Origin of the sequence: Pantoea sp. Lu_F5_004, from assembly GCF_051136245.1 — a bacterium.
Taxonomy (GTDB): domain Bacteria; phylum Pseudomonadota; class Gammaproteobacteria; order Enterobacterales; family Enterobacteriaceae; genus Pantoea; species Pantoea agglomerans.
On the sequence record NZ_CP194946.1, the window covers coordinates 4055080 to 4074540 of the forward strand.

20 protein-coding genes are annotated in these 19461 nt (G+C 55.5%); 13 read left to right on the forward strand and 7 right to left on the reverse strand.

The window, feature by feature from the left end; genetic code table 11:
• Positions 1 to 126: 126 nt before the first annotated feature.
• From ACR8BN_RS18750 to ACR8BN_RS18770, 5 genes are all read left to right on the forward strand, one after another.
• Positions 127 to 843, forward strand: a complete 717-nt coding sequence (locus tag ACR8BN_RS18750) for a DUF3053 domain-containing protein (protein ID WP_010671639.1) — start codon at positions 127 to 129, stop codon at positions 841 to 843.
• 432 nt (positions 844 to 1275) lie between these two features.
• Entirely contained in the window at positions 1276 to 3210 is a 1935-nt protein-coding gene (locus ACR8BN_RS18755; protein ID WP_434747221.1) for a PTS mannitol transporter subunit IICBA, read from the forward strand.
• A 96-nt stretch (positions 3211 to 3306) separates the two neighbouring features.
• Positions 3307 to 4455: a mannitol-1-phosphate 5-dehydrogenase gene (gene mtlD / locus ACR8BN_RS18760; protein ID WP_010257450.1), complete on the forward strand. Its 1149-nt coding sequence runs from the start codon at positions 3307 to 3309 to the stop codon at positions 4453 to 4455.
• 64 nt (positions 4456 to 4519) lie between these two features.
• Complete coding sequence (gene mtlR, locus ACR8BN_RS18765) at positions 4520 to 5065, forward strand: mannitol operon repressor MtlR (RefSeq protein ID WP_133248908.1); 546 nt, start codon at positions 4520 to 4522, stop codon at positions 5063 to 5065.
• Positions 5066 to 5168: 103 nt separating this feature from the next.
• The gene (locus ACR8BN_RS18770; protein ID WP_033734703.1) at positions 5169 to 5531 is read left to right on the forward strand and encodes a YibL family ribosome-associated protein; all 363 of its coding nucleotides are present in this window, start codon (positions 5169 to 5171) and stop codon (positions 5529 to 5531) included.
• A gap of 8 nt (positions 5532 to 5539) precedes the next feature.
• On the opposite strand, the gene ACR8BN_RS18775 is transcribed toward ACR8BN_RS18770, so the two are convergent.
• The 3 genes from ACR8BN_RS18775 to ACR8BN_RS18785 all read right to left on the reverse strand — a co-directional run bounded on the left by ACR8BN_RS18775 (position 5540) and on the right by ACR8BN_RS18785 (position 8961).
• A complete protein-coding gene (locus ACR8BN_RS18775) occupies positions 5540 to 6508 on the reverse strand; it encodes a VirK/YbjX family protein (protein ID WP_031593514.1) in 969 nt (322 codons plus the stop codon).
• A gap of 212 nt (positions 6509 to 6720) precedes the next feature.
• On the reverse strand, positions 6721 to 7338 hold the full coding sequence (gene sodA, locus ACR8BN_RS18780) for a superoxide dismutase [Mn] (protein WP_008926407.1): 618 nt from the start codon (positions 7336 to 7338) through the stop codon (positions 6721 to 6723).
• Positions 7339 to 7620: 282 nt separating this feature from the next.
• A complete protein-coding gene (locus ACR8BN_RS18785; RefSeq protein ID WP_434747222.1) occupies positions 7621 to 8961 on the reverse strand; it encodes an aspartate aminotransferase family protein in 1341 nt (446 codons plus the stop codon).
• A gap of 207 nt (positions 8962 to 9168) precedes the next feature.
• Here ACR8BN_RS18785 and ACR8BN_RS18790 point away from each other — a divergent pair, with 207 nt between their 5' ends.
• Entirely contained in the window at positions 9169 to 9945 is a 777-nt protein-coding gene (locus ACR8BN_RS18790; RefSeq protein ID WP_052270949.1) for a DeoR/GlpR family DNA-binding transcription regulator, read from the forward strand.
• On the opposite strand, the gene fdhD is transcribed toward ACR8BN_RS18790, so the two are convergent.
• Complete coding sequence (gene fdhD, locus ACR8BN_RS18795; protein WP_434747223.1) at positions 9942 to 10766, reverse strand: formate dehydrogenase accessory sulfurtransferase FdhD; 825 nt, start codon at positions 10764 to 10766, stop codon at positions 9942 to 9944. The genes ACR8BN_RS18790 and fdhD overlap by 4 nt on opposite strands.
• A 404-nt stretch (positions 10767 to 11170) precedes the next feature.
• Between fdhD and fdnG the strand changes: the two genes are divergently transcribed.
• The 5 genes from fdnG to ACR8BN_RS18820 are packed head-to-tail and all read left to right on the forward strand — an operon-like array spanning position 11171 to position 17330.
• The gene (fdnG, locus tag ACR8BN_RS18800; protein WP_191939431.1) at positions 11171 to 14221 is read left to right on the forward strand and encodes a formate dehydrogenase-N subunit alpha; all 3051 of its coding nucleotides are present in this window, start codon (positions 11171 to 11173) and stop codon (positions 14219 to 14221) included.
• Positions 14222 to 14233: 12 nt separating this feature from the next.
• On the forward strand, positions 14234 to 15133 hold the full coding sequence (gene fdxH, locus ACR8BN_RS18805; protein ID WP_083070431.1) for a formate dehydrogenase subunit beta: 900 nt from the start codon (positions 14234 to 14236) through the stop codon (positions 15131 to 15133).
• The gene (gene fdoI / locus ACR8BN_RS18810; protein WP_010257478.1) at positions 15133 to 15774 is read left to right on the forward strand and encodes a formate dehydrogenase cytochrome b556 subunit; all 642 of its coding nucleotides are present in this window, start codon (positions 15133 to 15135) and stop codon (positions 15772 to 15774) included. Before fdxH ends, fdoI begins: the two co-directional genes overlap by 1 nt.
• Positions 15774 to 16697 carry a formate dehydrogenase accessory protein FdhE gene (gene fdhE, locus ACR8BN_RS18815; RefSeq protein ID WP_010257482.1) on the forward strand — a complete coding sequence of 308 codons (924 nt, stop codon included), beginning with the start codon at positions 15774 to 15776 and terminating at the stop codon, positions 16695 to 16697. The genes fdoI and fdhE overlap by 1 nt, the downstream gene beginning before the upstream one ends.
• Before the next feature lie 21 nt (positions 16698 to 16718).
• The gene (locus ACR8BN_RS18820; protein ID WP_031593505.1) at positions 16719 to 17330 is read left to right on the forward strand and encodes a glutathione S-transferase; all 612 of its coding nucleotides are present in this window, start codon (positions 16719 to 16721) and stop codon (positions 17328 to 17330) included.
• 137 nt (positions 17331 to 17467) lie between these two features.
• Here the strand turns inward: ACR8BN_RS18820 and ACR8BN_RS18825 are convergent, their stop codons facing one another.
• Together ACR8BN_RS18825 and ACR8BN_RS18830 are read right to left on the reverse strand one after the other, a co-directional pair.
• Positions 17468 to 17767 (reverse strand): type II toxin-antitoxin system RelE/ParE family toxin, encoded by a 300-nt coding sequence (locus ACR8BN_RS18825; protein WP_434747224.1) that lies wholly within the window; start codon positions 17765 to 17767, stop codon positions 17468 to 17470.
• Positions 17764 to 18048 (reverse strand): DNA-damage-inducible protein J, encoded by a 285-nt coding sequence (locus ACR8BN_RS18830; protein ID WP_010671631.1) that lies wholly within the window; start codon positions 18046 to 18048, stop codon positions 17764 to 17766. The genes ACR8BN_RS18825 and ACR8BN_RS18830 overlap by 4 nt, the downstream gene beginning before the upstream one ends.
• Positions 18049 to 18417: 369 nt before the next feature.
• Between ACR8BN_RS18830 and ACR8BN_RS18835 the strand changes: the two genes are divergently transcribed.
• Positions 18418 to 18642: a SymE family type I addiction module toxin gene (locus tag ACR8BN_RS18835; protein ID WP_191939430.1), complete on the forward strand. Its 225-nt coding sequence runs from the start codon at positions 18418 to 18420 to the stop codon at positions 18640 to 18642.
• Entirely contained in the window at positions 18639 to 18962 is a 324-nt protein-coding gene (locus ACR8BN_RS18840; protein WP_191939429.1) for a hypothetical protein, read from the forward strand. The genes ACR8BN_RS18835 and ACR8BN_RS18840 overlap by 4 nt, the downstream gene beginning before the upstream one ends.
• 58 nt (positions 18963 to 19020) lie before the next feature.
• On the opposite strand, the gene ACR8BN_RS18845 is transcribed toward ACR8BN_RS18840, so the two are convergent.
• On the reverse strand, positions 19021 to 19368 hold the full coding sequence (locus ACR8BN_RS18845) for an immunity 8 family protein (RefSeq protein ID WP_031593501.1): 348 nt from the start codon (positions 19366 to 19368) through the stop codon (positions 19021 to 19023).
• Between the last annotated feature and the right edge of the window lie 93 nt (positions 19369 to 19461).

Here is a 19461-nt window from a genome sequence, read left to right on the forward strand (position 1 = left end):
AACCGGCGTTTCAGAAAGCATCTGTTTCACAGGTGGTTTCACGTTGTGCCGTGGCTCGGGTTTGTTCTATTCTTTAGGCCATTCCTACCTGGACATCTGACAGTATCACCGACAGGAGTTGACCCTATGGCTTCAGGACTTACACGCCTTATGGCACGCGGCGGCATTATGCTCGCTGGCGCGCTGATCGTGCTGCAACTCACCGCATGCGGTGATAAAGAAGGCGAGCAGCGCAAAGCATTTATCGATTTTCTCCAGAACACTGTGATGCGCAGCGGCGAGCATCTGCCCAGCCTCAGCGAAAACCAGAAGCAGAGCTTTGGCAACTTCGCCAGCGATTACGCCATTATGTATGGCTTCTCGCAGCAGGCGAACAAAGCGGTTGAACAGGGTATGCGTCCGGTGGTGGATGAGCTTTCTGCTATTCGCGTTCCGCAGGATTATCTCAGCCGTCGTGATTCCCTGCGTCAGGCGACCAGCGCACTGGTGATCGTCACCCAGCAGATTGAAAGCGCCAAAATGCAGGCGGATAGCAGCAAGGCGACCCTGAAGCAGCCGGATGACCTGAAAAAAGTCTACGACACCGCCTATAACAAAGTGGTGACGGTGCCCGCTAATCAGCTGATTCCTCTGCTGCCAAAACTCCAGGCGCTGAGCCAGGGTGCAGTGCAGACCGGCGATTTCCTGCAAACGCAGGGAACCCGTGTCAGCTTCAATGATGGCGGCGTGCAGTTCCCGACTCAGGATCAGGCTTCGCAATATAACGCGCTGATGAGCACCTTATCCGCCAACTCGCAGGCGCTTCCTCAGGCACAGGCTGCCGTCCAGGGTGGTCTGCAGTAAACCCGCCTTACGGGCAGACGTTAATCGTCTGCCCGTTACACTCCCTTTTCTCCTCCCACCCGATCACCCGCAGAATGAAGTGTGATCTGGCGCATTTTCGACCAAAAATAGTTTGTGATCTAAGTCACAGATATATAACAAATCAACGTCAGGCAAGTGTGATTTACCTCACAAATAACCGGCCACCTCGTCTAAAAATCAGCCAAAAGAGCCTGAGCTGCGCTTTAAAGTGTGATCAAAATCACGCTAACCACCCCTGCCACCACCCTTAATTAGTGATGTAGATCACACTTACCCCGCACGCTACGCAGCGTCAAATTCGCGTGATAGAGTCCGCGTGCATACAGTAATACCACCGGCTTTGGGTCGGGGTGGCTAAACAAAAACAAGCGCGCTCTCCTATTGCAGCGCGTCTCAATAAGGGGTGGGTTTATGTCCTCATCAGTGAAGGTCAAAGTACAAAGCTTTGGTCGCTTTCTGAGTAATATGGTGATGCCAAACATCGGGGCGTTTATCGCCTGGGGTATCATCACCGCACTGTTTATTCCAACTGGCTGGATCCCTAACGAAACGCTGGCCAAACTGGTTGGCCCGATGATCACCTACCTGCTGCCACTGCTGATCGGTTTCACCGGTGGGCGTCTGGTCGGCGACGATCGCGGCGGCGTGGTCGGTGCCATTACCACCATGGGTGTGATTGTCGGTGCTGATATGCCAATGTTCCTCGGCGCGATGATTGCCGGTCCGCTGGGCGGCTGGGCAATCAAGTCGTTTGACCGGGCGATTGACGGCAAAATCAAAAGCGGCTTCGAGATGCTGGTCAACAACTTCTCGGCCGGTATTATCGGGATGATACTGGCATTGCTGGCGTTCCTGGCGATCGGTCCGCTGGTAGAAGGTCTGTCACACATTCTCGCCGCGGGCGTGAATCTGATGGTGCAGAACAACCTGCTGCCACTGACCTCAATCTTCGTCGAACCCGCGAAAATCCTGTTCCTGAACAACGCCATTAACCACGGTATCTTCTCGCCGCTCGGTATCCAGCAGGCGAGTGAAGCCGGCAAATCCATTTTCTTCCTGATCGAAGCCAACCCGGGTCCGGGTATGGGTGTGCTGATGGCCTATATGTTCTTTGGTCGTGGCAGTGCTAAACAGTCTGCGGGCGGTGCGGCAATCATCCACTTCCTTGGCGGCATCCATGAGATCTACTTCCCGTATGTGCTGATGGCCCCTCGCCTGCTGCTGGCGGTTATCCTTGGCGGTATGACCGGCGTCTTCACGCTGACTGTGCTGAACGGTGGCCTGGTCTCTCCTGCCTCACCGGGTTCAATCCTGGCGGTGCTGGCAATGACGCCAAAAGGTGCCTACTTCGCGAACATCGCCGCTATTGCTGCGGCCTTCGCTGTCTCCTTCGTGGTGTCCGCTATCCTGCTGAAAACCAGCAAAGTCAAAGAAGATGACGATATCGAAGCCGCGACCCAGCGCATGCATGAGATGAAAGCGCAGTCTAAAGGCCAGAGCGGCGCGGGTGCCCCAGTCGCCAGCGATGCCATGAGCGTTGAACTGCATCACGTGCGTAAAATCATCGTCGCCTGTGATGCCGGTATGGGTTCCAGCGCGATGGGTGCAGGCGTACTGCGTAAGAAAGTGCAGGACGCCGGGCTGAGCAATGTGTCGGTGACCAATACCGCGATCAACGCCCTGCCGGGTGATGTCGATCTGGTGATTACCCACCGTGACCTGACTGAGCGCGCCATTCGTCAGGCTCCGCATGCGCAGCATATCTCGCTGAACAACTTCCTCGACAGCGCGCTCTACAGCACCCTGACCGAGCGTCTGGTGGCGGCTAACCGCAGCGACGTGCATCGTCAAACGGTGAATACCGCGCTCTCTGACAGCTACGATGAAGGCAACGCACACCTGTTTAAACTGGGTGCGGATAACGTCTTCCTCGGCCTGACCGCCAGTAACAAAGAGCAGGCGATTCGCTTTGCGGGTGAACAGCTGGTGAAAGGCGGTTACGTTGAGCCTGAATACGTTGAGGCGATGCTGGCGCGTGAGAAACTGACGCCGACCTATCTCGGTGAGTCGATTGCCGTGCCGCACGGTACGGTCGAAGCGAAAGATCGCGTGCTGAAAACCGGCGTGGTGTTCTGTCAGTACCCGGCAGGCGTCCTGTTCGGTGAAGAGCCGGAGGATGTGGCGCGCCTGGTGATTGGTATTGCTGCCCGTAACAACGAGCACATCCAGGTGATCACCAGCCTGACCAATGCGCTGGATGATGACAGCGTGATTGAGAAGCTGGCGAACACCACCAGCGTGCAGGAAGTGCTGGATCTGCTGTCAGGTAAGCCTGCAATCGCGTAATTTATAGCAATTATTTTCCCTGGGGCGGTCATGCCCGTCCCGATTTCCTGGGGCGGGTTTGCCCGCCCCATCGTCATTTGATATGGGTCAAAAATTATGAAAGCGTTACATTTCGGAGCAGGAAACATTGGTCGCGGCTTTATCGGCAAGTTACTGGCTGATGCAGGTATCGAACTGGTTTTTGCTGATGTGAATCAGACGGTGCTGGATGCACTGAACGCGCGTCATGAGTATCCCGTTCATGTGGTTGGCGAGCAGGCCAAAACAGAAACCGTTAAAGGCGTCAGTGCGGTAAACAGCACCAGCGATGAGATCATCACCCTGGTTTCTGAAGTCGATCTCGTTACCACCGCCGTGGGCCCGCAGATTCTGGAGCGTATTGCCGGCAGTGTGGCTAAAGGGCTGGCAAAACGCAGTGACAACGGCAATACCCGCCCGCTAAATATTATCGCCTGTGAGAATATGGTGCGCGGCACCAGCCAGCTGAAACAGCATGTGCTGAAGGCGCTGCCGGAGCAGTATCACGCCTGGCTGGAGCAGCATGTCGGCTTTGTGGATTCCGCTGTCGATCGCATCGTGCCACCATCTGAAGCGGGCAGCACCGATCCGCTGGAAGTGACCGTGGAAACCTTCAGCGAATGGATCGTCGATAAAACTCAGTTTAAAGGCGACCTGCCTGCGATTCCGGGTATGGAACTGACCGATAACCTGATGGCATTTGTTGAGCGTAAACTCTTCACACTGAACACCGGTCACGCGATTACCGCCTATCTTGGCCAGCTGGCCGGTCACCAGACCATTCGTGACGCCATCCTCGATGAAAAAATCCGGGCCGTGGTAAAAGGGGCGATGGAAGAGAGCGGCGCGGTGCTGATTAAGCGCTACGGTTTTGAGGCGGATAAACATGCGGCCTACATCCAGAAAATTCTTGGCCGTTTTGAAAACCCCTATCTGAAAGATGATGTTGAGCGTGTGGGTCGTCAGCCGCTGCGTAAACTCAGCGCGGGCGATCGCCTGATCAAGCCGACGCTGGGCACGCTGGAGTATGGTTTACCGCACGCCAGCCTGGTGCAGGGCATTGCCGCCGCGATGCACTATCGCAGCGACCAGGACCCACAGGCGCAGGAGCTGGCCACGCTGCTGGCAGAAAAAGGCCCACAGGCGACGCTGGCTGAGGTTTCAGGTCTGGATGCTGACAGCGAAGTGGTAGCTTCTGTGGTGAGCGCCTGGCACGCTATGGCATAATGCGCGCGTGTTAGTGACGCAAGCCGGGCGCAGTTCGCCTGCGCCCAACGGCGGTATTGAACCCATGCAGGCAATAATGGAAGAGAAGCAGGCTTTTGAAAACCGGGTGCTTGAGCGCCTGAACGCCGGTCGTTCGGTGAGAAGCTTTCTGATCGCCGCCGTTGAGCTATTGGCTGAAGCCGTCAATCTGCTGGTGCTGCAGGTCTTCCGCAAAGATGACTACGCGGTGAAATATGCCGTAGAACCACTGCTGCTGGGGAACGGTCCTTTAGGCGAACTCTCGGTTCGTCTGAAGCTGATTTACGGTCTTGGCGTTATCAGCCGGCACGAATATGAAGATGGTGAACTGCTGCTGGCGCTGCGCGAAGAGCTGAATCACGACAGCGGTGATTATCGTTTTACCGACGATGAGATCCTTGGCCCGTTTGGTGAACTGCACTGCGTCACCGCCTGGCCGCCCGCGCCGGTGTTTCACACCGAAGATGCAGAGCTGCGCAGCATGCAGCAGCAGCGCTATCTGCAGATGGTGCGATCCACCATGGTCCTGTCGCTAACCGAGCTGATCGCCCGCATCAGTATGAAGCAGGCGTTTAAAAAGTCCGGCAGCTAATCCTGTCAGGCGCCATCACGGCGCCTTTTTCGTCTTAACCTGAGCGGGAATATGCGCCAGATTTGGTGTATCCTTTGCCTGTTTTCCTCAACGAGTTGTTGTCATGAAAGAGCAAGAAAAGAACGAAATCAAACTTCTCAGCGATAAGCTGGACGCATTGAACCGCAAAGAGCCGCAGTTACTGGAATCGGGTGATGTCGAGAAACTGGGCGCGTTGCTGAAAGAGAAAGAAGCGCTGGTCATTGAGATTGAGCGTCTGCGCGGTCAGCGGGTTGAAAAACTCAGTGCCGAGGCGCAGAAGCTGCAAAAAATGGGCTTCAGCCGCGAAATTACCAAGAAAGAGCAGGCAAATCTGGGCGCGCTGAAGAAAAGCGTGCGCGGCCTGGTCGTGGTGCATCCAATGACCGCGCTGGGACGTGAGATGGGGCTGAGAGCAATGACCGGCTTCGCCAAAACCGCATTCTGACGGGTCGATCAGGCAGCAGCCTGATCGACATCGGCTTTGCGTTCGCCGGCGGCGGCATAGACCTGCTCCGCCAGCGCATCCAGCAATTCATAGCGGCGACGATACTCAGCCCGCTTCTTACTGGCAATCTCCTCCAGCGTTTTGCGCGGCAGGCTCAGTGGCAGAATAAACATCCCATCCCTGCGCGCCTCGCCACTCAGCGACAGCCAGAACTCACTGTAGCTGGCAAAGAACTTATCTCCTTTGCTGTGACGGTAACGCAGGCTGCGGAAGACATGAGTCTCATCGCCTACCGCCAGAATATTCTCCACACCGCACTGCTTCGCCACAATAAATACCGCTTCCATTAACAGGCGTTTCGGAAAGAGACCCTGCGCCGCTTTGGTCGCCTCGCGGATCACTTCATTATTGATATGTTTCCGCGGACCCTGTAATCCGCCAATTAATAATGTGCGCTGGTTATTTTCATTGAGAATTGAAAATGAAAGTGAAGCAATAATTTCGTCGTTATAACGTAATACCAGCGTCACTTCCCCTTCCCGATCGAAATAACCGGAACTGCAGGAAAGTAAAAAGGTTTCGCCATTTTTACCGGTCAGCGTAGCCAGCGGATTATCCGTGGCGCTTTGCAGCAGCTGACGCAGCGCAGGGTTTTCCAGATTATTCATCAGGCTGTAATGATCAAGTATCGCCTGCGCGCGCGCAGCAATGCTCAACCCTGAGCGCAGATAGGGCCGGTGCAGCTTGGCTGGCAGCAATCCCTGAGTACTCATCAACAGAGGGAGTTGCGGTAAATGCGACAGCTCATCCAGATAACGCAGCGTAGTCAGCGGCGATATTAAGGTTCTTAACACAAATTTCAGCCGGAAACGTTTACTTATCCAGAGTTTATTCGGAACGTATTTTCCGCTAATTAACTGAAAAAAAAGCGATGCAGAAGAATCGGTCGTGGTTTCGTGAGTAGTTATAATTGACATAATCATCGACACACAGTGAGCAGGAATGTCACTGAGCATAAGACAACGAGTATCAACGGCGTGTTAATGTGGCAGAAGGTTAAAAGCGCGGCGGTTAAAAAGCGAGATCCGTTTATTTTTGGTTTAATCTGGGACAACAGAAGTTAAAGATAAAAAAAACCGGCGAAATAAATTCCACCGGTTTATCGTCATCACGTTAACACTGGGTTAACTTACTGGGCTGCTGCGAAGCGGGCTGCTGCTTCGTCCCAGTTGACCACGTTCCAGAATGCTTTGATGTAATCAGGACGTTTGTTCTGATACTTCAGGTAGTAGGCGTGTTCCCACACGTCCAGACCGATGATTGGGAAGCCAGAAACGCCAGCAACCGCTTCACCCATCAGCGGGTTGTCCTGGTTTGCGGTAGATACCACAGCCAGTTTGTCGCCTTTTTTAACCAGCCACGCCCAGCCTGAGCCGAAACGGGTCGCAGCCGCTTTCTCGAACTCTTCCTGGAATTTTTCCACGCTACCGAAATCTTTCTCGATAGCCGCTTTCAGGTCGCCCTGCAGCGTGGTGCCGGTTTTCAGGCCTTTCCAGAACAGGCTGTGGTTAGCATGGCCGCCTGCGTTGTTACGCAGTGGGCCTTTTTTGTCGGCTGGCAGCTGATCCAGTTTGGTAATCAGCTCTTCTACCGGCAGATTGGCAAATTCAGTGCCTTCCAGCGCCGCGTTAGCGTTGTTCACGTAGGTCTGGTGATGTTTGGTGTGATGGATTTCCATCGTCTGCTTGTCGAAATGCGGTTCCAGTGCGTCGTATGCGTAAGGCAGGGATGGCAGTGAATAACTCATGTTCTTCCTCTCCATTTAGTTTGAGCAGCACGACGAATTCGGGACGTGCCGCGTAAGCAGTCGAATCATTATAGTTAAATTCATGTAGCGTAAAAGGGTAATCAATGCCCTATTAACCATAAGGATTTGAGAAATCTGGCAAAAGCAACCTGTTGTTTTTACAGCATGCTGCTGCTGACTCCACCTTTTCAGCTTTATCAGACAGGGAGAGCGAAGCACTCTGCCAGCACCACCAGCAGGCACTCATCTCGCCCGAACGCCGCATCTGCCCTGCCCTGCGCGTTACCTGCCGAGTTCGCGCAGCCCACTGTCGAGCGCGCCGACCAGCCAGTCGATATCACCTTCCTGGAACGCCAGTGGCGGACGCAGTTTCAGCACATTCCCATACGGGCCGGCGACCGAGGTCAGCACGCGATGTTCACGCAGCTTCTCGATTAAATCCAGCGCCAGCGTTTTGTCCGGCGTTTTGCTGTGACGATCGGTGACCAGCTCAAAACCGATAAACAGTCCGGCACCGCGCACATCCCCCACGCACTCATAGCGATCCATCAGGGTTCGCAGCTCCGCCAGCAGCTTCGCGCCGACCACGCGGCTGTGTTCCTGTAACCCCTCTTCGGTGATCACGTTCAGTACCGCCTGCGCCGCCGCCATCGCGACCGGATTACCACCAAAGGTATTGAAGTAAGGAATTGAGTCGCTGAAGGCGGCCAGCACTTCACTTTTTGCCAGCAGGCCGGAAACCGGAATGCCGTTGCCCATTGGCTTGCCGGTGGTAATGATGTCAGGCACCACATCGTGGCGGCCAAAGCCCCAGAACGCGTCACCGGTACGGCCAAAACCAGGCTGCACTTCATCGGCAATAAAGATGCCGCCGTTGGCATGCACCACCTCGACCGCTTTTTTCAGGAAGCCGCGCGGATCGGGCAACACGCCGTCCGAGGAGAAGATTGAGTCCGCCAGGAAACCGGCAAATTTAATGCCGTGCGCCGCCATATCATCAATCTGCTGCTGAATCTGGTCAGCGAACCAGTCGCCCAGGTCAGGCGCATCCACACGATACGCATCCGGTGGCATCACCAGCCGCGTGGTGGGCGCAAGCGGCTGGCCACTGCCCAGCGCCGGAGAAGCGCCGGATGTCAGCTCACTGGTGCCGTGATAGGCCTCTTTACTGACAATAATCCCGCTGCCGCCGCTAAAGGCGCGCGCCACGCGAATCGCCAGGTCGTTAGCTTCCGATCCGGTGCACATATACATCGCGCGATCGATCGCCGTGGGCGTAGTCGCCAGCAGCGCTTCACTGTAGTCCAGAATATTTTCATGCAGATAACGGGTGTGGGTGTTCAGCATTTTCATCTGCTGCGTCACCGCCTCAGTCACGGCCGGATGGCAATGACCGATGCTCGCCACGTTGTTGTAGACGTCGAGATATTTATCGCCCGCCGCATCCCACAGATATTGCCCCTCACCCCGCACCAGATGCACCGGTTTGCGATAGAACAGGCGATAAGATTCGCCAAGCACTTTGCTGCGTTTATCGGTCAGTTTGCGCGTCTCGCTGTCGAGCGCATCGGCATGTTCGGCGCGGAAACTGTTGGTATCCATAATAGTGGAACGCGTGGCCATAATGACTCCCGTTACAAGGATGAAGGAGGAAGAGCTGACGCCTTTATCATGCCTGCCTGAATCTAAAATGCAACCAAATACACAAATACAATAAAATACACATGACGCAGGCAGATCGCCGCGCTAAGCTTGCTCTCTGATTCAGACGGAATCTTTCGCTTCACAGGCGTATCATCCGTGCTCTTCGCGCTTTATAAGGAAACCTTTATGCTGCAGGAAACGCGCCTTCATCGCATCCGTGCCTTACTGACCCGGCTTAACCAGGTGAGTACCGAGCGCATTATCAGGGAGCTGGGGGTATCACGCGAAACCGCGCGCCGCGATATCATTGAGCTGGAAGCGCTGGGTCTGGCACGCCGCGTTCACGGCGGGCTGGTGGCGATTGAAACTCGGGCTGAACCGCCGCTGACGGAACGCCGCAGTAATCAGGCCCGGGAGAAGCGCGCCATCGCCCGCGCCGCTGCGCAGTTGCTGCAGCCCGGACAGACGCTGTTTCTGGATGCGGGCAGCACCACCACGCTGCTGGCAGAGGAGTTGCACGCCCTTTCCGGCCTGACGATTGTGACCAACAGCCTGCAGGCCGCGCTGGCGCTGAGCGCCGGAGAAGAAGATCAGCCGCTGAATAATCAGATTATTTTGCTGGGCGGGACGATGTCGGCGGGCGCACAACAGACGCGCGGCGAAATTACCGTGGGTGAGATTATCCGCTACCGCGCCGATGTGGCGCTGCTGTCGCCGGTCGGCATTGAGGCGGGTTGTGGTGCCAGCAGTTTTCATCCGCACGAAGCGGCCATCGCCAGGGCGATGGTGCAGCAATCCACTTCCTGCTATCTGCTGGCCGATCACACTAAACTGGGCGTAGTCAGCCGCACGGTTTACGCGCCGTCACCGGCGATCAACCTGCTGATTACGGATAGTGGCGGCGACAACAGTGCCGCCCTTGAGGCGTTGCAGCAGACGCTGCCAGAGGTGATGGTGGTTTAACGCAGTCGCTGAGGATGGCTGTAAACCGTGGCGCGTCCAGGTTTACTGAACCCGACCAGCGTCAGATTGCAGCGCTCAGCCACCTCAACCGCCAGGCGGGTTGCTGCCGAGACTGCGAACAGGATCTCAGCCCCACACATGGCGGACTTCTGCACCATCTCATAGCTGGCACGGCTGGAGACCAGCACCGCGCCTGGCCCCCACTCAGCCTGGCTGCGATAGCCCAGCAGCTTATCCAGTGCCACATGGCGACCCACATCTTCGCAGCCACCGGCCAGCTGACCATCGGGCTGGATCCACGCGGCAGCATGGGTGCAGCCGGTTTTCTGTCCGACCGGCTGATACGCTTTCAGCTGGCCCAGCGCCCGATCCAGCTTATCCAGCGCAAAGGTCTGGGTAAACGGCAACGGAGAGAGCGGCTTGCCAATCTGGTCCAGCTGTTCAACACCGCATACGCCGCAACCAGTACGGCCTGCCAGCGCACGACGCTGCTCTTTCAGCGCCATAAAACGGCGGCTGGAAAGCTCAATCTGAACCTCAATGCCGTGACAGCCCGGCACGATGTCCATGCCGAAAATGTCACCTTGCGCGTCGATAATGCCCTCTGACAGCGAAAAACCCAGCGCAAACGCCTCCAGATCTTTAGGCGTGGTCATCATCACCACGTGAGAGATGCCGTTGTAAACCAGTGCCACCGGCACCTCGTCCGCCAGCCAGTCAGATTCTGCTGCGGTCAAATCGGCACGCTGCCATACCTGCGTTCTGCTGACGCCGGCCTCAATTGTTAAATCTTCGCCTGAGTCAGGCTGAATAGCTTTCAAAAATTACGACCTGTTGTTAATAAATAATGAAATGCGACAGTCAGTACGGCTGCACAGCGGCGATCAGACGCAGACTAATTTTGCCTTCTGGCCCGGTGCGGCGCAAATAAACAGCGGGGCAATTCATGCGGTTTTCTCATCGGAAAAGGCGCAGCCACGCCTGCTGGCGGGACGCATGCGAATAGGTATCTTTCAGGCTTTAACATCGGTAAGCATAAAACAACAGTAATTATCTGCCGCTAAAGGAAATCTGCTTGCGCCGGGGATCCGTTGCCGAGGATTTTTAACAAAATTTAGAAAAAGAATTACTAATGACTAACCTGTTGACCCTGGTCAACTTACAGGCAGATAGGGCTGCTATTTTGCAAGGCTTCGCAATGGAGCCAATAAAGAAGAACGATAAAATGCAAATTAACAGACGGAGTTTTTTCAAAATCTGTGCTGGCGGGTTGGCGGGCACCAGCGCGGCGTTACTCGGTTTTGCCCCCACCACAGCCTTAGCCAGCGTCAGAGAGTTCAAACTCATTCGCGCCAGAGAAACCCGTAATAACTGCACCTACTGCTCAGTCGGCTGCGGCATGCTGATTTACAGCCTGGGTGATGGCGCTAAAAATGCCCGCGCCTCGATTTACCATATTGAAGGCGACCCTGACCATCCGGTCAGTCGCGGATCGCTCTGCCCCAAAGGTGCGGGCGTGCTCGACTTTATTCACAGTGAACAGCGCCTGAAATACCCGGAATACCGCGCGCCGGGCTCGGATAAATGGCAGCGCATCAGCTGGGATGAGGCATTTGACCGTATTGCCCGCCTGATGAAGCAGGATCGCGATGCCAATTTCCAGGCCACCAATGCCGCTGGCGTCACGGTAAACCGCTGGCCGACTACCGCCATGCTCTGCTCTTCCGCCGCCAGTAATGAAACCGGCCTGCTCGATCAGAAATTTGCCCGCTCGCTGGGTATACTGGCGCTGGAAAACCAGGCGCGCCTGTGTCACGGCCCGACCGTGGCCGCGCTGGCTCCCAGCTTTGGTCGCGGTGCGATGACCAATAACTGGAACGACATCAAAAACGCCAATGTGGTGATGATCATGGGCGGCAACCCCGCCGAGGCGCATCCGGTTGGCTTTAAATGGGTGATTGAAGCCAAAACCCATAACAATGCGCAGGTCATCGTGGTCGATCCACGCTTTAACCGCTCTGCGGCGGTCGCCGATCTCTACGCGCCACTGCGTGCGGGCAGCGACGTGGTTTTCCTGATGGGGGTGATCAACTATCTGCTGCAACACAATCAGATTCAGCAGGAGTATGTTCGCGCCTTCACCAATGCCGCCCTGATTGTCAGCGAAGGCTTCAGCTTCAGCGACGGTTTGTTCAGCGGTTACGATGCTGAAACACGTCAGTACGATCGGCAGAGCTGGCACTATGAGCTGGATGAAAACGGCCATGCGAAACGCGATGAGAGCTTCACTCACCCGCGCTGCGTGCTAAATCTGCTGAAAACCCATGCCAGCCGTTACACCCCGGAAATGGTGACGCGCCTGTGCGGGACCTCGCAGGAATCCTTTATTGCGGTGTGCAGGCAGCTGGCCTCCACCTGTGTGCCGAATCGCACCGCGACTATTCTCTATGCGCTGGGCTGGACTCATCACACCAACGGTTCGCAGATTATCCGCACGGCGGCGATGATTCAGCTGCTGCTGGGTAATATCGGGATGCCAGGCGGCGGTATTAACGCGCTGCGCGGCCACTCCAATGTGCAGGGCTACACCGATCTCGGCCTGCTGGCGCAGAGTCTGCCGGGCTATCTGCCACTGCCCTCCGAGAAGATGACCACCCTGGCAACCTACCTGCAGCAGGCCACGCCGGTTGCGACACTGCCGGATCAGGTCAACTACTGGCAGAACACCGACAAATTTTTCGTCAGCCTGATGAAGAGTTTCTACGGTGATAAAGCCACAGCGGAAAACCAGTGGGGCTACGACTGGCTGCCGAAGTGGGATAAGAGCTACGACTGCATGGCGCAGGCGGAGATGATGGAACAGGGCGCGCTGAACGGCTGTCTGATTCAGGGCTTCAACCTGCTGGCCGCCTTCCCGGACAAAAATAAAGCGGTCCGGGCACTGTCCCGCCTCAAATATATGGTGGTGATCGATCCGCTGCGCACTGAAACCGCCAGCTTCTGGCAGCATCACGACGAGTTTAATGACGTCGATCCGTCGACAATCCAGACCGAAGTGTTCCGTCTGCCCTCTTCCTGCTTCGCTGAAGAGTCGGGATCGGTGGCTAACTCGTCACGCTGGCTGCAGTGGCACTGGGCGGCCGCGGAGCCGCCCGCTGAAGCGCTGCACGACGGTAAAATTCTCGGCAATCTGTTCATGCGTCTGCGCGCGCTCTATCGCCTGGAAGGCGGTGCAGCCCCAGAGCCGCTGATGGCAATGCGCTGGGACTACCGCGATCCGTCTAATCCTGAGCCGGAAGAGGTGGCGCAGGAGAACAACGGTCAGGCGCTGGCCGACATTTACGACGCCAGCGGCAAGCTGTTGCTGAAAAAAGGCCAGCAGCTCAACGGCTTCTCAGAGCTGCGTAACGACGGCACCACCGCCAGCGCCTGCTGGATCTACAGCGGCAGCTGGACGCCGGAAGGCAACCAGATGGCACGACGCGACAACGCCGATCCATCGGGGCTGGGCGCAGTCTCCGGCTGGGCCTGGGCGTGGCCGGCTAACCGCCGCATTCTCTATAACCGCGCCTCCGCCGATGCGCAGGGTAAAGCCTGGGATCCGCAGCGCCGCCTGATTGAGTGGGATGGCACTCGCTGGCACGGCATCGACGTGCCGGATTATCCGGTAACGCTGTCGCCACAGCAGCAGGCCGGTCCGTTTATCATGCAGCCCGATGGTCTTGGCCACCTGTTTGCGCTCGATAAGATGGCCGACGGCCCCTTCCCGGAACATTACGAACCGATGGAAAGCCCGCTCGCCGACAATCCTATGAATCCGCAGCAGCGTCATAGTCCGGTCGTTCGACTGTTCAGCAGCGACGCCGCGCAACTGGGCGAGGCCGCTAACTATCCCTGCGTCGCCACCACCTATTCCATCACCGAACTGTTCCGCCACTGGACCAAACATGCCCTGCTGAACGCGATTGCGCAGCCGGAGCAGTTTGTTGAAATCGGCACCGAACTGGCAGAGGAGAAAGGCATCAAGGCCGGAGACAGCGTCAAAGTCTCGTCGTGCCGTGGCTATATCAAAGCCAAAGCGGTGGTAACACGTCGTCTGCAGCGTCTGATGATTGACGGCAAGCCGGTTGATACCGTGGGTATTCCCTGTCACTGGGGCTTTGAAGGCACCACGCGTAAAGGCTTCCTCGCCAATACGCTGACGCCGTCGGTTGGCGATGCCAACTCGCAGACCCCGGAGTACAAGGGATTTTTAGTGAAAGTGGAAAAAGCGTAACGGTAGATGACAATGGCTTATCAATCACAAGATATTATCCGTCGCTCAGCGACCAACGGCTTTACCCCACCGCCACAGGCGCGCGATCACCAGCGTGAAGTCGCGAAGCTGATCGACGTCACCACCTGTATTGGCTGTAAAGGCTGTCAGGTCGCCTGCTCCGAATGGAACGACATCCGCGATGAAGTCGGTCATAACATCGGGATCTATGACAACCCTACCGATTTGACCGCCAAATCATGGACGGTGATGCGTTTCTCGGAAGTTGAAGAGAACGGCAAGCTGGCCTGGCTGATTCGCAAAGATGGCTGCATGCACTGCGCCGATCCCGGCTGCCTGAAAGCCTGTCCGTCGGCAGGTGCCATTATTCAGTACGCCAACGGCATCGTCGATTTCCAGTCTGAGCAGTGTATCGGCTGCGGCTACTGTATTGCGGGTTGCCCGTTCAACGTGCCGCGGCTCAACAAAGAGGATAACCGCGCCTACAAATGCACCCTGTGCGTGGATCGCGTCAGCGTCGGCCAGGAGCCTGCCTGTGTGAAGACCTGTCCGACCGGTGCCATTCATTTCGGCAGCAAAAGCGACATGCTCACGCTGGCGGAGGAACGCGTAGCGGAGCTGAAGTCGCGCGGGTTTGCGCAGGCTGGTCTCTACAACCCGGAAGGCGTGGGTGGCACCCACGTGATGTATGTGCTGCATCATGCCGACAAGCCTCAGCTCTATCACGGGCTGCCTGCTAACCCAGGCATCAGCCCGACGGTGACCTTCTGGAAGGGGATCTGGAAACCGCTGGCGGCGGTGGGTTTTGCCGCTACGTTCGCCGCCTCTATTTTTCACTATGTTGGCGTTGGCCCGAATCGCGTCACTGAAGAGCACGACGACAACGACGATCACCCTGAGGAGCGCAAATAATGAAAAAGCCCGATCATCTGGTGCGTTACCGCGCCCCCGAACGCATCAATCACTGGATTGTCGCGATTTGCTTTGTCATGGCCGCGTTAAGTGGATTAGGGTTTTTCTTTCCGTCGTTCAACTGGCTGATGCAGATATTTGGCACACCACAACTGGCGCGTATCCTGCATCCTTTTGTCGGTGTGGTGATGTTCGTTGCTTTTATGCTGATGTTTTTGCGTTACTGGAAACACAACCTGATTAATCGCGATGACCTTTACTGGGCCAGAAACATTCACCGGATTGCGCTGAATGAAGAAGTAGGTGATACCGGTAAATATAACTTTGGTCAGAAGTGTGTGTTCTGGGCTGCTATTATCAGCTTAGTGTTGCTGCTTGCCAGTGGCATCGTGATCTGGCGACCTTACTTTGCCGATGCCTTCGCCATTCCGCTGATTCGTCTGGCGTTGGTGGTACATTCGGTGTCAGCGGTGGCGCTGATCATCGTCATTATGGTGCACATTTATGCTGCGTTGTGGGTCAAAGGCACACTGACCGCGATGGTGGAAGGCTGGGTCAGCGCCGAATGGGCCAGGCAGCACCATCCTCGCTGGTATCGTGAGCAGCGTAATCCGCCAATAAAACAGGAAAAACGCCCCTGATGAGTATTCGCATAATCCCGCAAGATCAGCTGGAGAAAGGCGAAAAGACAACGGCGGAGATGATTCCGCCGTTACTTTTTCCACGGCTGAAAAATTTATACAGCCGTCGTGCTGCGCGACTGCGTGACCTGGCGGCGAAAAACCCACTCGGCGACTACCTGCGCTTTGCGGCGGTGATCGCTGAAGCGCAGGAGATTGTGCTGTATGACCATCCGCTGCACATCGACCTGCATGCCCGCCTGACGCAGAGCGCCAGCGAGGGCAAGCCGCCGCTGAATATTCATACCCTGCCGCGCGATCCCCACTGGCAACGACTGCTGCATTCACTGATTGCCGAGCTGAAGCCGGAGATGAGCGGTCAGGCACTGGCGGTGCTGGAGAATCTGGAGAAGGCGTCCGCCACCGAGCTGGAGACGCTGGCCAGTGCGCTGTTTACCGGCGAGTATGCGCTGGTCAGCAGCGACAAAGCGCCCTTTATCTGGGCAGCACTCTCGCTCTACTGGGCGCAGATGGCGGCCCTGATCCCAGGCAAAGCCCGCGCTGAGATGGGCGATCAGCGCCAGTTCTGTCCGGTCTGCGCCAGTATGCCGGTCGCCAGCGTGGTGCATATGGGCAGTCATGAAGGCGCGCGCTATCTGCACTGTAATCTGTGCGAAAGTGAATGGCATGTGGTGCGCAGCAAATGTACCCAGTGCGAACAGTCCCGTGATCTGCACTACTGGTCGATCGACAGCGAACGGGCGGCGGTGAAAGCAGAGAGCTGTGGCGACTGCGGCACTTACCTGAAGATGCTCTATCAGGAGAAAGATCCGGCCATTGAACCGGTGGCAGATGACCTGGCATCGCTGATACTGGATGCCAGAATGGAGCAGGAAGGCTTCGCACGCAGCAGTCTCAATCCCTTTATGTTTCCTGGCGAATAGTCACTGACTCTGGAGAACCCGATGAAACTGATTGGCAGCTATACCAGCCCGTTTGTGCGTAAGATTTCGATTATCATGCTGGAAAAAGGCATTATTTTTGAATTCGTTAACGCATCGCCTTACAGCGATGACAGCCACGTGCCGCACTACAATCCGCTGGGCAAAGTTCCGGCGCTGGTCGCTGACGATAAGCAAATCTGGTTCGATTCCAGCATCATTGCGGAGTTTCTGGAACTGCGTGGCGTGGAGCCTGCTCTGCTGCCTGCCGATCCGCTTGAATCGCTTAACATCCGTCAGCTGGAGAAGCTGGCGGATGGCGTCAGCGATGCCGCGCTGGTGATCGTGCGCGAGCAGATGCGTCCGGGGGATTTGCAGTCGGAAGAGGTGCTGCTGCGCAATCGTGAAAAGATTCAGCGCAGCCTCGACATGCTGGAAGCGAAGGCGGCAGAGGGGAAATGGCTTAACAACGGCCAGCTCAATCTGGCGGATATCGCCACCGGTTGCATGATCGGCTACCTCAATTTCCGCCGCGTAGTGCCGAACTGGTGTGTTGAACGACCGGCGCTGGTGAAGCTGGCGGAAACGCTGTTTCAGCGCGAGAGCTTTGCGCGGACAACGCCGCCTGCGGCGTGATGGGTGCTGTGGCTGGCAGGTGACAAGGTTAACGAGATTCGGTTTTGGGGCTAATTGTCTAATCCAGCTCTGAGGCGTGCCGTTCTATCTGACGACGTTCTTATGCCTGACAATCTGATGCTGGATGAACAGGCTAACTATCTTTGATAGCGGCCTGATATTTTCCGGGATGTATGAAGTACCCGCAGGATGCGAACGCCATCTGCTTCGGCAACATAGATGATGATGAACGGAAAGCGTGACACCACCAGTTTATATTGTTTTTCTGTGCCGACTTTTGTTCCGGCCCGCGGGTTTTCGCTAATCAGACTGGCCATACGGGTAAACTTATCGTCTGTTGCACTGGCTACCAGCAGGCCAGCCTCACGATACAGATAACGAAATATCGTCTCCCTGTCTGCCTGCGCCTGTTTTTCCCATTGAACGGCTGATATCACAACGTTCCCCGCGCGGCCTGCGCTTTCAGTTCTTCCATGCGGGCATTCATTTCATCGTTACTGATGAACTCGCTATCACCGGCTTCATAACGACTAAATGCCGCCGTGATTTGCTCTTCCAGCCATGCATCATGTTGGCCATCCTGATATTGCCGCTCTTCAGCAGCCAGCTCTTCCGCTCGCTGACGCATAACCTCTGTCAGCGTCATCTTCTGGCGCTCTGCTGCCCGCATCGCCAGCCGTTTAACGTCCTCATCAATCCTGAAGTGGATAGTACTCATAACCTGACTCTCGCGTGGTGTCATTTGTGGTGTCATCATGCCTGTCATCCTTTTCCCTGTCATCATCATTTCACTCTTATGCGATGCCGGAAATCGCCATACCCATATAAACAAATGGCTGGCTGCAGATGCTGAAGAGAGTATTGAGAAGAGGATGTAAACGAAATAGTAAATGGAAAAAACAATCCGTTTTTCAGAGACGACTCGCAGTTTATTACTTAGCTTTCAGCGAGTTTACAAAGCGGGCGGTGTATATTTGAACAGGAGAAAACAGAAAAGGAAGAACGTAACGAGAGATTTTTAGCGCGAGCTGAAGGTGGTGGAACACCAACAGCCCGCTGACCACAACTAACTGAACTGGAGTTAATTATGGCTAGAGCAGATTCTACGTCAGAACCCGTCACACCCCAAGCACGTAAAAGCATCGTCGGGTATCGCCCCAACGGTGGCAGACCGAATCCGTTACCCCAACTGACCATCAAAGGACGATGGCTGGAACAGTGGGGATTTATTAAAGGACAGCCCGTAAATATCATCGCCGAACAAGGCCAGCTGATTATCCGCATCGCGACCGTCAGGGAGGATGATTTATGAATATCAGCCTTATCCAAGGGTCGGTGCCGGAGCTGAACATCGCGGGCACTCAGCTTGACGCGCTCGGATTTACCAGTGACGCGCCAGTCCGTCTGGTGCTGCGCGATAACAAGATTTCGGTAACAACCGTGATCGATGAAGCTGAGTGGGAAGAACTCTGCGAAGCCAGCCAGCAGTGGCAGGATTTGGGGGCGTACTGGGTGCGGGAGAACGGTGAGCTGATTATCGGCGGCGACTGGCTGACCGGTTTTGATATCACTGAGGCGGAACAGCTGGAGATTACCGCTGCGCCCGGTATGCTCCGTTTGCAGCGGCGGTAAGCGGGAAGGATTTAGGGATTAAAAGCAAAATCCCGGCTCACTGGCCGGGATTTAACGTTTAAGGCTGATAATCTTCATATTCCCAGGCAAATACGCGGGAGAGTTTATGCGCTATCTCCATCCAGTCTCTCCCTTCGCACTGGTCGATATAATCCGTAATGGTTTTGGTGATCTCATCCAGATCGTATTTACGCACCAGAAGCGTATGGCGCATCAATTCTGGTAGCCAGTGATGTTTGCAGAGCCATTCTGGGGTACAGACATAAACCTCAAAATGATTTATTCCTTTTTCTTCTGATGGCCCTATACATAAATGGGCTAAAAATTGAAAACAATCATCTTCTTCAGGTTCATAACTTGATAAATCAAGCCAATCACAACCAATACTTCTCAGAGATGCTTTCATTTATTTTCCCCTGAAATATTCAAGTGACCGTTACCAGTTTTATCCATTTTTCCTGTTTCAATATTTTTTGTATAACTTTCAAAGTTAGCCTGA